The 13,091-nt window shown below is 63.3% G+C and carries 15 protein-coding genes and 1 tRNA gene; 3 read left to right on the plus strand and 13 right to left on the minus strand.

The window, feature by feature from the left end; all coding sequences use genetic code 11:
• The gene (locus tag ABIE65_RS09330) at window positions 1-828 is read left to right on the plus strand and encodes a hypothetical protein (protein WP_354077269.1); all 828 of its coding nucleotides are present in this window, start codon (window positions 1-3) and stop codon (window positions 826-828) included.
• 4 nt (window positions 829-832) lie between these two features.
• Here the strand turns inward: ABIE65_RS09330 and ABIE65_RS09335 are convergent, their stop codons facing one another.
• Both ABIE65_RS09335 and ABIE65_RS09340 read right to left on the minus strand, forming a co-directional pair.
• Window positions 833-1,666, minus strand: coding sequence for a tetratricopeptide repeat protein (locus tag ABIE65_RS09335; RefSeq protein WP_354077271.1), 834 nt, complete (start codon window positions 1,664-1,666; stop codon window positions 833-835).
• The gene (locus ABIE65_RS09340; protein ID WP_354077272.1) at window positions 1,666-2,181 is read right to left on the minus strand and encodes a hypothetical protein; all 516 of its coding nucleotides are present in this window, start codon (window positions 2,179-2,181) and stop codon (window positions 1,666-1,668) included. Before ABIE65_RS09340 ends, ABIE65_RS09335 begins: the two co-directional genes overlap by 1 nt.
• A 205-nt stretch (window positions 2,182-2,386) precedes the next feature.
• On the opposite strand from ABIE65_RS09340, the gene ABIE65_RS09345 reads away from it, so the two are divergent.
• A tRNA-Gln gene (locus tag ABIE65_RS09345) sits at window positions 2,387-2,461 on the plus strand.
• 198 nt (window positions 2,462-2,659) lie between these two features.
• Here the strand turns inward: ABIE65_RS09345 and ABIE65_RS09350 are convergent.
• From ABIE65_RS09350 to ABIE65_RS09365, 4 genes are all read right to left on the minus strand, one after another.
• Complete coding sequence (locus ABIE65_RS09350; protein ID WP_354077273.1) at window positions 2,660-3,133, minus strand: hypothetical protein; 474 nt, start codon at window positions 3,131-3,133, stop codon at window positions 2,660-2,662.
• Between the two features lie 124 nt (window positions 3,134-3,257).
• Complete coding sequence (locus ABIE65_RS09355) at window positions 3,258-3,434, minus strand: hypothetical protein (RefSeq protein WP_354077275.1); 177 nt, start codon at window positions 3,432-3,434, stop codon at window positions 3,258-3,260.
• Window positions 3,435-3,491: 57 nt separating this feature from the next.
• Entirely contained in the window at window positions 3,492-4,328 is an 837-nt protein-coding gene (locus ABIE65_RS09360; protein ID WP_354077276.1) for a hypothetical protein, read from the minus strand.
• A gap of 10 nt (window positions 4,329-4,338) precedes the next feature.
• The gene (locus tag ABIE65_RS09365) at window positions 4,339-4,680 is read right to left on the minus strand and encodes a hypothetical protein (RefSeq protein WP_354077277.1); all 342 of its coding nucleotides are present in this window, start codon (window positions 4,678-4,680) and stop codon (window positions 4,339-4,341) included.
• Window positions 4,681-4,961: 281 nt separating this feature from the next.
• On the opposite strand from ABIE65_RS09365, the gene ABIE65_RS09370 reads away from it, so the two are divergent.
• A complete protein-coding gene (locus ABIE65_RS09370; RefSeq protein WP_354077278.1) occupies window positions 4,962-5,192 on the plus strand; it encodes a hypothetical protein in 231 nt (76 codons plus the stop codon).
• Window positions 5,193-5,366: 174 nt separating this feature from the next.
• Here ABIE65_RS09370 and ABIE65_RS09375 read toward each other — a convergent pair whose 3' ends face one another.
• The 7 genes from ABIE65_RS09375 to ABIE65_RS09405 all read right to left on the minus strand — a co-directional run bounded on the left by ABIE65_RS09375 (window position 5,367) and on the right by ABIE65_RS09405 (window position 13,089).
• Window positions 5,367-6,032, minus strand: a complete 666-nt coding sequence (locus ABIE65_RS09375; protein WP_354077280.1) for a recombinase family protein — start codon at window positions 6,030-6,032, stop codon at window positions 5,367-5,369.
• A 65-nt stretch (window positions 6,033-6,097) separates the two neighbouring features.
• The gene (locus ABIE65_RS09380; RefSeq protein ID WP_354077281.1) at window positions 6,098-6,427 is read right to left on the minus strand and encodes a hypothetical protein; all 330 of its coding nucleotides are present in this window, start codon (window positions 6,425-6,427) and stop codon (window positions 6,098-6,100) included.
• 30 nt (window positions 6,428-6,457) lie between these two features.
• On the minus strand, window positions 6,458-9,991 hold the full coding sequence (locus ABIE65_RS09385; protein ID WP_354077282.1) for a tape measure protein: 3,534 nt from the start codon (window positions 9,989-9,991) through the stop codon (window positions 6,458-6,460).
• A 258-nt stretch (window positions 9,992-10,249) separates the two neighbouring features.
• Complete coding sequence (locus ABIE65_RS09390) at window positions 10,250-11,194, minus strand: phage minor head protein (RefSeq protein WP_354077284.1); 945 nt, start codon at window positions 11,192-11,194, stop codon at window positions 10,250-10,252.
• Window positions 11,191-11,670 carry a DnaT-like ssDNA-binding protein gene (locus ABIE65_RS09395; RefSeq protein WP_354077285.1) on the minus strand — a complete coding sequence of 160 codons (480 nt, stop codon included), beginning with the start codon at window positions 11,668-11,670 and terminating at the stop codon, window positions 11,191-11,193. The genes ABIE65_RS09390 and ABIE65_RS09395 overlap by 4 nt, the downstream gene beginning before the upstream one ends.
• A 176-nt stretch (window positions 11,671-11,846) precedes the next feature.
• On the minus strand, window positions 11,847-12,749 hold the full coding sequence (locus ABIE65_RS09400) for a major capsid protein (RefSeq protein WP_354077287.1): 903 nt from the start codon (window positions 12,747-12,749) through the stop codon (window positions 11,847-11,849).
• A gap of 13 nt (window positions 12,750-12,762) precedes the next feature.
• A complete protein-coding gene (locus ABIE65_RS09405; RefSeq protein WP_354077288.1) occupies window positions 12,763-13,089 on the minus strand; it encodes a hypothetical protein in 327 nt (108 codons plus the stop codon).
• Window positions 13,090-13,091: the final 2 nt, after the last annotated feature.

The raw sequence follows: 13,091 nt of genomic DNA on the forward strand, positions 1-13,091 counted from the left end.
ATGCTGATCGGCGGCGTCGACTTCACCTGCGCACCGTCGCGACGCAAGCCGATCACCCGCGCCGATTGCCGGCTCGTCCAGGGTTCGCTCCTACTGGAGCGGATCCGCGCGATCCCCGGCTTCGAAGCCTTCCAGGCGATGCTCGCCGAACCCGGCCCCTGGATCGTCGGGTTCGACTTCCCGTTCGGACAGTCCCGTCGCTTCGTCGAGGGTGTCGGGTGGCCCATCGAGTGGCAGCTGTGCGCCGAAATGGCCGGCGCGCTGACCCGGCCGGCGTTCGTCGCGGTGCTGGAGGACTACAAGCGCTATCGTGCCCTGGGTGACAAGGAGCACCGGCGGGTCACAGATCGACTTGCGCGCTCCATCAGCCCGCAGAAGCTCTACGGTGTGCCGGTAGGGCGCATGTACCATGCCGGCGCGCCACGCATCGCCGGGGCGCGGGCCAGCATCCCGCCCTGCCGGACGACGACCGATGATCGCGTGATTCTCGAGGCCTATCCGGCACTGGTGGCCCGCCGCTTCGTTGGCCGGGCGGGCTACAAGTCCGACGACCGCGGAAGACAGTCCGTCGCGCAGCACGCCGCGCGCGAGGCAATCGTCACCGGCCTGGCGTCATCGGCATTCCACGATGCTTACGGCTTTGCGGTCGCGTTGGATCGTGCCGCGGCGACCGACCTCGTCGCCGACGCGACCGGCGACAGGCTCGATTCCCTGCTGTGCGCAGTCCAGGCAGCCTGGGCGCTCGGGCGGCCCAACTTCGGCATTCCCGCCGCCTGCGATCCGCTCGAAGGCTGGATCGTCGATCCGTCGCAGACCCTCGATTTGTGATCCTTCACGGAAGCAACCTTGCGAGGTCGCGGCCGCAAACCTCGCGAAGTTCGCGGTCGCTCTGCACCACCGCCATGTTTTCGAGGAGCAGGTTCCGGGCGTCTGCGGCCACCCTCTCGGCGGCCGCGCCGTTGCGGGCCTTGCAGTGAACCTTGAGCAGATTGATGACCGTGTTGATGTTGGCCGGGTCTAGCTCGCGGGAGCGCTCCAGGTCCGGCAGCGCCGCATCGAGACGTCCGAGGCGATAATTTGCATAGCCGCGATACTCCAGCGCCCGCGGATTGCGCGGCGCGAGTTCAAGCGCCTTCGTATAGGCTTCGGTCGCCGCCTCGAACATCAACGCGCGCCGCGCATAGATGCCTTCGCTGATCAGTTCGTTGACGCGGTTCGCCTGCACCTGCTCGTCGATGAGGCCCAGATAGCGGATCGCAAGGTCGCTGCCGCGCGCCGCAGGCCCCTCGAACTGCGCGCGCGCCTTCTCCAACTCGCCTTGGCTGAACAGCACGACGCCGAGATTGTTCGCGATCCGGGTCTTGAGATCCGCATCGGCCGACCGCTCCGCCTGCCGCTGGGCCTGCTCGAGCTGCTGCTGTGCGCCCTTCGCGTCGCCCGCGGTGAACAGCGTCCAGCCGAGTGCGTTGTCGACCCGCGCCCTGTCTGCGTCCCCGGCCGCGTCGCGCGCCTGACGAAGCTGTTCGATCGCGGCGTCGTAGTCATGCTTTCCGACCAGGGTTCTCGCCTCATCGAGGCGCTGCTGCACCGCCTGTTGGGCAAGGGCTGCGGATAGGGGAGCGTAGCATGGGCCCAGGGCGATGATCGCGTAACGGAGGAATCGCATCAGAAGCCGACCTCGTGCGAGGTCGCCTCCGTCCGCGCCACGAACGTGTTCATCTGTGCGCGAAGATTCTTCACTTCGAGCGCACGCTCCTGCATCTCCTTGAGGAGATCGTCGAGGCGGACCGTCACATTCTGGTCGGTTCTCACCCGCAGCATGACGGCACCGTTGCGGTCGAGCGCGACCTCCTCATGCTGAAGCAGGATGCGCGGCGCGACGCCTTCGGAAGGGAAGACGACGAGGGAGATGCTGCTCACGGGGCGGTAGACCAGCAGGGCTATGCCTCCGGCGAAAAGGAGCGCGGAGAACATCATGAAGTACCGCGTATTCGCCAGCTGGCCGTTGACCAGGTTGTGCCACTCGCGAAAATACTCGATCGAGCTGAAGTCCTCGACGCGCTTGTCCAGGACCTTCGACTGCACCGTGGAGAGCAGGCGGTAGCCGACAAGGAGCATCAGGAAGGCGAAGCCGGTCACGCCCGTATTGAGGACGTCGACCACGTTGAAATCCTCGAGCATGGCTGCGTCTCCCCCGAGAAATCGAGCCTGCCTGCCTGCGGCCGCCGATCCTGTGCCGCTGATCCGGGCCTGTTTATGACGGGACCATGCTACGCGGGTGCCCGAGGAGGAAGCAATCTGCGTCACATGGACGCCACGACTCGCGTCGCGCCGCACTCTCGGCGTTGCAGCGGACCGCCTTTCGCTCTATTTCCCTAGCCGCGTTTGGGGCGTAGCCAAGCGGTAAGGCAGCGGGTTTTGATCCCGCCATTCCCAGGTTCGAATCCTGGCGCCCCAGCCATAGCCTTGATTTTCCAGTGAAATCAGCATCCTAGAGCCTGTCGGCCGGCGCAATGTGTAGCAGTCGGAGGCAGCGCTAAGGCGTAGCGAGCCGCGGTGGTCTGGGCTTGCTGAGCGTCGGGATAGCCGACTCCGAGGGCGAGAATACAAAAACGGCCGGGGAGTGCCCGGCCGTTACGTCGTCGGTATGTGCTGCCTGCTAGGCTGCGTCGAGTAGGTTCACGTAGCGCATCCAGCTTTCGCCCTTCTTCGCGATGCAGTCGCGGTCCATTCGTTCGCGCGCCAGCCCATGGCAGGCGTGATACGCCTTCACGAAGGCGTCGGCGAAATCGTGGTCGCGCTTCTCGCGAAGTGCCTGCATGCGCCCTTCCGGCACATTCTCTGCCACGCTGCGTTCCGACTGCCGCAGCGCATGCGCGACAACATTTTCGTCTCCGTAGTTCCGACGGAAGGCGATGATGTCGGTAAACGTGATGATAGTCGTGCCGTCGTCGCAAAAGAAAACGTCGACAGGGCTGCGGCCGACACCGTAAATTTTGATCCCTCGATAAGCAAAGCCCGCCGCCCCGCCGTAATCGTAACGGATCGCCTTTCGCGTGCTGCCGTCACCGGACTTCGCCAGCATCGTCCCGTAGTCCCGCGTGATCGTATATGACTGCCGCATCAACTCCATTTTGTTCTCCCGTCTGCTGCGCTGCTCGTTCGTTCCGGTGGGCTCGGACTCGTTATAGACAGCGATCTTCGGTTTGCTCCGGATTTCTTCACGGCACGTGCTTTTTTTCGGTCGACCGGCAGCCTCAGCGCGTGCCGGTGATAACGGTTGCGGCATCGTCTGACTGAACAACCACGATGGCGCCGAGGTCGGGATGCTCGCCGCGGTGGATGAAGGCGGCACCGCAGCGGGTCAGGTCGTGGCGCGTGAGTGCTTCGATCAGGTCGACGGAAGATTCCAGGGATATGGTCTTGGTGTTCAAGTTGATTGTCTCCGATTGCGTTAGTGATCGGAGGTTATCTGGGCTGCGCGAGCCGAGTCAATGACTAGAAAGCGTGGAATTGTGATTTATCGAATATTCAGTCATAGCTGATTTACAAGCGCCGAATAGCTTCGTGTGGAACTCATAATTAGCTTTGCCGATGGCGTTGAGGTTCCGGGTCTGTGTGAAGTTGTTGCCGTGGACGCACATGGCCGCAAACCGCGGGTCCTTGGTGACATAGCCGGCGAGAGCGAGGGAGTTGGTGATGGGCTGTAGTTCGACAGCGAGCCTCTTGGCGATCTTGCGGCCCTTCTCGGTCGGCCTGTCGTCGCCGTAGTCGCCTGAGAGGGACCGGAGGGCTTCCTCAACGGCTTCAAGCTCCGCTGAGGCTGCGCCGATCACGCCGTGTATGTGCGGGTCCGTGACCTTCGTCCTGCCGCCCCATGGGTTGGAGGTGACAGACGTTTCGACGATGAACCAATAGTCGAGCTTGCGGTCGAGCCGGCGGTATAGCTTGGCGTCCATCTCGCGCTTGACGCTCCGCAGGAATGATCGCGGGTCTTTCCGGGCGCGCTCGATACGGTTCGGCCCCAGCCTTACCGTCATGAAGCGGGGAACGCTCGTCTGTCCAAGCGCTACGGTGCCGTATGTGGCCTTGATCCTTGGCGTCGTTCGCGACCACTCCGGGAACTTCTGAGAGATGAAGAGTCCGCCTTCGTGTTGGCTCGCATGGTGGTCGATCTGGGTTTGGAGATCGGTGGTAGGATCTACCCAATATACTGAACGTGGCGTGCGCACCGGATCGCGGAGGATGCGGGCAAGCCGCAGCGCGTATAGGGTGTGGAGGTCGCGTTGCCAGTTCAGGCGGTCCCGGCGCGTGACCAAATTGGACATGGTCGACACGTCAGTTGATCGTGGCTGCGGCCGGGTCGATAGCCTGCGTCGCTTTCAGGGCCGCGACGGATCGTTCAGCCTGGGCGATGCGCGTCATGACGGCGTCGACCTCGCTGCGCAGCATCAGCGCCGAGTGCCAGCAGCCGAACATGAACGCTTCGATCAGCATAAGGACGAGTTGCCACGGCGCGCCGGGTGGGGCGAAGAACGCAAGGGCATCGGTCCGCCGGTCGTGTAGCTCAATCCGGTAGTCCGGCCCCTTGGTCGCTTTGGAGGCGGTATAGGGAAGGCCACGCTCTTGAAGGGCCGCGTTCAGGTCGTCAAGGGTGTTGATCTTGTCATAATCGAGCATAGGGCTTCCGGCTATCGTGGCATTCTGTGAGGGGTATATTATAGCCGGAATTGCCTGCAATTAATACGACAAGTTGTCTGACAGATGATGCTTGTTTTTGGTGTTAGATTGGTGGCTTCACTCATCTGTCAGATTGGAAATGTGTCAGATGGTCATCTGACATGCTCGCGCTTTGTCCATGAAGCAAGCGCTGGGCATGGTCGAAGGTATTTAATCTGCGAGCATGGACTCGCACTGAGGGCCGCGCTTGAGATATAGTTGGCGCAATGGAGGAGGAAACCATGACCTCGGCTGTCGGTAAGTTCGGTGTTCAGTTCGACGCTAGTGGTGTCCACGTGACGGCCGTCGGTGGGGCGCTTTGTCCAGGCTGCCTTTCGGATGAACAGGTGGACGAGCAAATTCAGTGGCTTAAGGACGATCTTGATATCATCGCCATGATGATGAAGAACGTGATTGTAGAGCGGCGGGGCAAACCTCTCGGGCTGAAGACACGAGAAGTGGATACGCTTTAGCGAGAGCGTCAGCCTAGTCGAAAGACACCCCTCCCGGCTCAGTCGCTGTAATGCTGACGAGGGGGTGGGGTTGCCGCAGACGCTCTTGCGGCATCTCTGATGCGCGTTCTGGTTCGCGTGACTGTCAGGGTGCGGAAATAGTCTGTCGCTTATGCGCGTCGCTCTGCGGGCCTTTTAGGCGGTTGCTGTATCGATCACGCGCTTTACTTGGGTCGCGCACCACTCGCCACCGCGTGGCGTGCGAACGCCGCGGCTGTTCAGGGCCGCAGCGACGGCACGTAGAGACGTGGCACCGGCTGCCTGTATCTGGCGCACGATGGGCAGGATGTTCGCGGCATGCTGTTCCGCCCGCGCGACACGCACCGCACGGCTGTTCGCTTGCGCCACGTCTAGGTTGGTCGGGTTGCCGAGCTTCACGCCGCGCGCCTTCACTGCCTGTAGGGCTGCCTTGGTGCGGGCGGATATCATCTCGCGTTCGTGCTCAGCGACGGCAGCGAGAATGTGGATCGTGAGGCGGTTCGCGGCCGGCATATCGACGGCGGTGAACTCGACGCCTGCCTTCATCAGCCCGGAGATGAAGTGCACGTCACGGGCGAGGCGATCTAGCTTGGCGATTATGAGGGTCGCGCCAGCCTTCCGGGCTGCCTTGATGGCCTTGTCTAGCTCCGGGCGATCCGTGCGCTTGCCGGACTCGACCTCGACGAACTCGGCTACCAGTTCCCAAGAGCCGCCGTTCAGGTAGTCGCGCACCGCCTTCTGCTGCGCTTCCAGGCCAAGCCCGGAACGACCTTGCTGCGCTGTCGAGACCCGGATGTAGCTGACGAACTTGCCCGATGCCATCGGCTTTCCCCTTCGTGTTACGTTTATATATGTTCGTATGGAAACGTAACACAAGAGGAATATCGTCAGTCGGCGTCGATCAGCGCCGCCGTGTGTTGGTCGATGAACCGGCTGTCGGCCTTGGTGACGTCGCGCGCCTTCTTCGCCAAGCCGAGTGCGACGAGCACTTGCTTCAGCGCCGCGACGTTCCGCCGGTAGTTGTCTTGGTCAATCGGATCGCCGTTCGCTACGGCCTCTTCGTCGCGTTCGCAGAACAGCGCGAGGGTCGCGGCGCGGCGAAGCATCTGGACCTCGCTGGGAGCCGGTTCGGCGCGTCCGATCTGGCGCGCCAAGTCATTGAAAATATTGCGATAGCGCCTGCCGAGTTCCAGGCGCCGGGCGGGAAGCTGCCTCATCATTTTATCCTCGATAGGATCGTAGTCATATCAACTGCGCATGAAGGATTTCATCGAGTCCCGGAACTGTCCCGGTCGACTCGCCGCCTTCAGCACGATGTCGAGAACGACCTTCTCCCCATTGACGCGCGTATTCGCGTGACCCTCTGCGGCAACGCCAGTCTCGTTATGGATCTCGACGGAGATGGGTTGCTGCGTCTGACGGGGGGCGGTGCCGCGCTCGGCATTCATCGCAATGCCGTGTGGCGCGGTGCCGTTCAGGGCACGACCGATGGCAGCGTCGATCATCATGGGCGTGTTGAGTGCCAGATTGCCCATCATGCCCATGGCTTTCATCTGGCCCTTGGTGAAGACGCCTTCGCCAACCTGAAGAACGGCGCGCATCTCGTCAGATCGGAGACCCGCCCCGCCGGTGCCGGTGTGGTAGCGAGGCGCGCCCATCCAGGCAGTATCCAGGCCCGGAACGCCGCCCGTGTGCAACTCATAGCCACCGCCGCCCATGTTGGCGTATTGAGCGGAGGGCGCGGCCGATCCGCCGATGCCGCCAAGGATGACGCTCGCCGCCTTATCCATCAGCGAACCAAGCCAGCCGCTCGCCTTCTCGGCAATGTTGGCCTGCATACGAATGCGGATGATGTCGCGGATGACGGACTCCGCGAAGTCCCGGATGTTCAGCTTGCCGGTGGTCGCGAACTCCGCAAGATTGTCTGTCGCGTCCTGAAGCCAATTAGCGGTCGCGTTACCCATGCGCTCGGTTCCGTCTGACCAATGGCGCAAGAGGGCGTCCACCTGAGACTCCGTCTCGCGCGCGGTCTGTTCGCGAAGGGCGGCAACGTATGCTTGAACGTCGGCCTCTGCGCGCTTGCGTTCGGCACCGGTGAGTTCGGTCGCCTCTAGGAGACGCCGTAGCCTGTCGATCTCCGAATTGAGGTAGTCTTGTCCGGCCGCGGCGCGATCCATGAAGCCGCGGCGGATCGCCCGTGTCTGTTCGGCGATGGTTTCGACTTCCTGTCGTGCGCTCGCACGCGCGTTCGCTGCCTCAGCCGCCTTCGCCCGGAGTGCGTCAAGTTCGTCAAGCTCGGCTGCGGCTTGTAGGATTTTGGTCTTTGTGGCGTCTGAGGCGTTGGCGAACTGGCCTTCCTTGAACAGCGTGGTCCACTTCGCCAACTCGGTGCCGGTATCAGCCAGGGCGGCACGAAGTTGCGACGCCTTCGCACGCATCTGGTCGAGCCGGTTTTCAAGCCTGTCGCTGTCACGCTGTTGTGCCGGGCTGTCGCTGGTGGGAGCGACGAACGTCGGCGGCTTCGCCTGCAACTCTCGTTGTGCCGCAGCTTGCGCGGTGATCCGGCTAAGACGCTCCTGAAGCTCCGCGATCACGCCGGAGATAACCGCCGCGTCTTCCTTGGTCGCGGTGGCGAGCGCCGTCCGCTGTTCGTCAATCGCTTGGCGATAGACCGCGCTGAGGCCATCGGTGAGGCGGTTCATCGCCTCCAATCGGCTGCGGTTATATTCCTCTTGTGAGATAGTTCCGGCATTGGCGAGCCGGTCTTGCTCTTCCATGGTCGCGCGGTATTCGTTGCGGACCTTCGTTTCCATGTCCGCAATCAACCGCACGCGCTGCGACACTTTCCGTTCCGTGTCTGTCGACGAAACGTAGCGCTCGCTTTGAGCGACGGTCTTTTCGAGCGCTGCACGCTGCTGCTGTAGCTCGGCGATCTTCTCGCGTGCGCTCTTCAGTTCGGCTTGCTGCAACCCGCTGAGCGCGCTCTTGCCCTCCAGCCCGGCGACGATATCGCCGTAAAGCTGAAGCTGCCCGTTGATGTCGTCCAGGCCGGCGCGTGCGTCCTCCAGTTCCTTCTTGGACGTGAACAGGTCGCCATCTCGGACGGTGTTCATGGCTTCGCGGTAGCGGTCGCGGAAGAGACCCGCAGCGGTAGCGGCCGATATCAGAAGGGTGGCAGCGAAGCCGAGCGGGCCGGCGATGGCACCTGCCACGCGACCGAGCGTCGTCAATCCGGCCGCGGCTATGCCAGTCGCGCGACCAAGGCTGTTCGCCGCACCGCCAAGCGTTGCCATTCGGGCCGTCGCTATGGTGGCGACGCTGCTATAGGTCTGTGTCGCTCCGGTGAGGAGTCCGACGTTCCCGCGAAGGGCGGTGAAGGCGCGCGTGAGTGCCGTTACGCCCTGGATACCGCGCGACGCGACGAAGTAGGTGAGCAACGCCTTCCCGGCAAACTCGATGGCGTCGCGGTTGGCATAGAGCACTTCAGCAAGGTCGCGCGCCGCGCCGATGGCCGTCTTGATGGCCTCGCCATACAGCTTCGCGAACTGGGCAACCTGTTGGCTGTCCATGGCGTCGACGACGCCCTGAAGCTGGTCCTTCGCATCCTGAAACGCGCCGGTTCGTCCAACCTCAAGCTGGAACTCGGTCCACTTGGTCTGAAGCTGCGCAACGAGGCCGTTGAAGGTGCGCATCTGGGCTTGCGCCGCGCCGCCGTAGACGCGTTCAAACTCGCCGAACATACGTGCGAGCGCGTCTTGCGACTGAACCGAGCCGCTGGAAATCTTCTCGACCAACTGGCCATAGGTCATGCCCATGGACCGCGCCATCAGGTTGATGGCTGTCGGCACCGCCTCGCCAAGCTGCTGCCGCAGCTCTTCCATGGAGATGACGCCCTTGCCCGCCATCTGCTGAATGGCGACCGCAGCGCGCTCTAGGTTCTCGGCCTTCCCGCCGAACGCCGCGACTGCATCGGTGAGGCTGTTCATCGAGCCCGTTGTCGGATCCAGGCCGACAGACTTCAGCTTCACGAACGTGTCGGAAAGGGCGTCGACCTGGAACGGTGCGCGGCCGGCGAGGTCGAACAGCCATTGCACGTTCTGCCGTGCTTCTTCCCACTGCCCGGCTTCGGTCGCGGCGCGGGACATGCCCTTCATAAGGAAGGTCATGCGCTCGATTTCGGCGTTCGTCTTAATGACGCCGCTGAACCACCCGGTAAGCGCCGTCTGCGCGGTGGCGAGCGCGGTCGGCAACATGCCGGCGACGATCGTCACGTCGCGCATGGTGCCGAGGAAGCTACGCGCCTGCGATGCCTGCACCTGCACATTGCGGTTGGCACGGTTGGCGGCTGCCGTGGTCGCCGCTGCTGCGCGTGCCTGGGCTGCCTGAAGGTTATTGGCGGATGCCACGATGCGCGCATTGGCGGCCGTCGTGACCGCAGCCGCCCGGGTTTGGGCTGCGGCTGCATTCGCCGCTGCGGTAGCGGCTGCGGCTGCGGCGCTTACCTGGGCTGCCTTCAGTTGGTTCGCGGAAGCGGTAACGCGGGCATTGGCTGCCACGGCGAGCGCTGCCGCACGGCTCTGTGCCGTCCCCATCTTCGTGAGGTCTTGCGCGACGTTGGCCGACAGCGCCTTGCGCAAGCTCGCGCCGAACGCTTCAGCGGCTTTGCCTGCATCTGTCAGGTTGCCGGCAAGCTGGCGAATAGATTTTCCGGCTTTCTCGATCCGAACGCTAAACGTCCTGTCGTTCAGTTCAAGAGTGACGCCAATAGTTCCAGCGATCATCAGTGGGTCCGCCCAATTCGCAGCTTCTTCCCGGATTCAATGATGCCGATGGCACCATTACGGACGGCGTCAGGTTCTAGGCCCGCCATGATGCAGACTGCGCGAAAGTCCGGGTCATTGCCCGTCAACCATTTAGTCGCCTCAGCCCGAACAGCATCATGAGTGCTCTTGGGACCCCTAACGACCCCGCTGGCCTCTTGAAGAGCGTTGTAAATCACGGTGCACCAAAGCAACCGCTCCGCGGTAGTCTGTTCTACGTTACGCACTGGTGATGCTCCGCAGCGCTACGCGGCACCGACAGTTGATTTCCAACGGCGGGTGCATGATTGCGCCGAAGGGTGTCTTGAACGGTTCCCGGAGGCCGACGCCGGCAATGTTCATCGCGGGAACGGCCCGATGATCCAGCCGGACCCGCTCGTCGCCTGCGGTGATCCAGAACCGCCGGTGTCGGCCTTCGTCGATCACGCCGCGTTCAGCCGCTTGAAGCCATGCCGTGTGTTCGCCGGCATTCGTGAGACGTGCGGCCTCCGTGCGCGCTATGGATGCGGCCCGATGGTCGACGAGCGCCTTACGGTGCCGCTCGACGATGTCCCTGACTTTCTCCGGCGAGAGTTCGCCCGCTGCGGCGCGCTGAACGACGGCGCGTTGCGGCGCCGACAGGTGCCGAAGCATATCGGGAGTCAAGATAACGGGCCGCGCCGTCACGCGGGCCGCACGGTCAAGCACTGCACGGAAGGTATCGAGGCTCCGCGCCTGGGCAGGCGTAAGACCGACGCTGTCGAGCACCTGTGACGCGACGTTGATCCTGTTTTGTTCGGCGGTCCGTCCGGCCGACGCTCTTGCCGCTGTCTCAGAGACCGCCTGTGCGCTCCTGTCCATAATCGAGCGGATCAGGGTGGCGCGGTGGTCCGTCAGATGGATGCGTGCGGCTTCGGCAGCGAAGCGAAGGCGAAGGGCCGATGCTGCCGCCTTCGCGCTGACTATCAACGCCATACTCGCCGCGCCGCCTAGACCTTCATCATCATCTAGTGTCGCTTCAAGATCCGCGACGAGGGCGGCGACCGTGTCGGCATCGCGGGCAATGATGGCGCGCGCCAGCGCGTCTAGGTCGACTTCGGCGCGCACATGGTCGACCGCCTTCAGAAAGGCAGCCCGAAGCCGAACCTCAACCCGATCCGCGATCTGTCGAACTGCATCAGTCATGGCACGATGGCGGCGGAACTACCGCCGACCCGGAGAAGCGGGCGGATCAGGGCGCGGACGGTGCCGGGAAGATCATGAACGGGCGCGCTCGCATACTCCGTCTCGCTCTCGCCGACGCGTTGTCTGACAACGGCGAACACGTGCCTGCGGTTGGCGTCGTCGGTGAGGTCGTCGCGAAGAAGGGAGAGCGCGAGTTCCGCCGTCGCATGCACGATGGCGCGCGGTATGGCGTTGGCATCAATGCGTCGTCCCTCAGCATCGGTCGCGCCCGTGCGAGGCCACGCAAGCGGCTGAACCTGACTGGTGATCCGGCCGGAATAGCTTTCACGACAGAGAGTTGCGGTAGCCGTCTTCAATGCCCGTTCGCGCATGGCATCATCGGCTTCGGTCCACGTCGCCGCATGCAGGCGCGCGGCGAAATACTCATTCGCCTCGTCCAGACCCGCGAAGCTGTCAACTGCGACGGTGATAGTCATGTTCGATGCCCTTGATAGATTGGTGCCGCCCACGCCGGCTGAGTCCTGATAGACCGGCTGACGGCTGTCGGGGTTTCTTACGGTGACTCGCCGACTAAGACCGAGATTGGCGACGTGAAGCCAATCGTTCTAACGCACGCTCATCAGCGCAACTTGCGCCGGGCCGTGCCTTGACTTTATGCGGGCTTCTTCACGCCCTTCAGCCGCGCCATGGCACGGGGATGCTTGATGACCATTCCCGAATACCATTCGATCCGCGTCCGAAGCGCCGGCTTCGTGTCGATCTCGCCGAGGTCGCGAACGTCGACCGGCTTCGTCTGAATGCCGTGGCAGGTGTCGACGCCAAAGCGGCACGCGTAGATGCTGGTCGTCGCCTCGTCGGTGCCCTGCGTCTCGTCGAAACCAAGGATCGCGTCGCCGTCCGCGTCGTCCTCGACGACCACCATCGGAACGCCGCCGTAGCTCTCCACCTCGCGACCGAAATAGTCGCGGGTGATCGAAAGCACCTGTGAACTCCGGGCGAGCTTCACGACCGCCCGGCGCATCGCCTTGTTCATGACGAGAACGCTCGGGGTGCCGCGGACGGCGTCAACGAGGTCGTCCAGCATGTCCATGGTGAGCGCCGCACCGTTCGCGCCGGCCGTGATGACCTGGTCGCCGGTGAGCCGCACGTTCAGCCCGTCGAATTCCTTCGGGTTGGTGCCGCTGTCGCCGTCGAAGAACGTCTTGAGCCACGTGAGCGTCAGCGCCTTCGCCTTCATCGCGTCGTGGACGGCGCGCGTATCGTTGTCGCCGGTGCCCATGGCGATCTGTGCAACGTCGAAGTCGCTGTCACCGCCAACGATGGTCAGGCTCTCGACGGCCGGGTTAACGACGCCGGTCGACTCCGCGTAACCCTCGTTGAAGCCGCGGAAGGCCACGCCGGGAAGGCTGCCCTCGATGTTATACCGGTAGGCATTGCCGCTGATATTGATGAACGGCAGGCGTTCGAGGATCGGGTTCTCGGCCGCGAAGATTTCGACGACGCCGGACGAGAGGGGAGTCGGGTTCAGCTTCTCCCATTCGATGACGGTGAGCATACCTGTTCAATCCTTACTTGTAGCCGCGTGCCATTCGGGCAACCGGCGGCAATGTCGATACGTCAGCCGTCTTCGGCGTGACTGTCGGTTTGCTGCTGTCCGTCTCCGGGATGACCGGCTTGCTGTTGAAGACGCCGGTAGCCTTGGCGTTGTTGAACCACTCGACGCGCGCCGCCGGCTCCAATCCGGCCGGAATGAGCGGTTTCAGGTGCTCCGGAACGGCCGAAAGCACCTGTTCTGCGAGCGCCGCAAGCTGCGCCTTCAGCTTGTCGGCTTCGGTCGTGTCGACTGGTGCCGGCGCGTTCTCCGGTGCCGGCGGGTTCGGGTTCTCAGGGTCCATGA

It is taken from the genome of Constrictibacter sp. MBR-5, from assembly GCF_040549485.1.
Taxonomy (GTDB): Bacteria; Pseudomonadota; Alphaproteobacteria; order JAJUGE01; family JAJUGE01; genus Constrictibacter.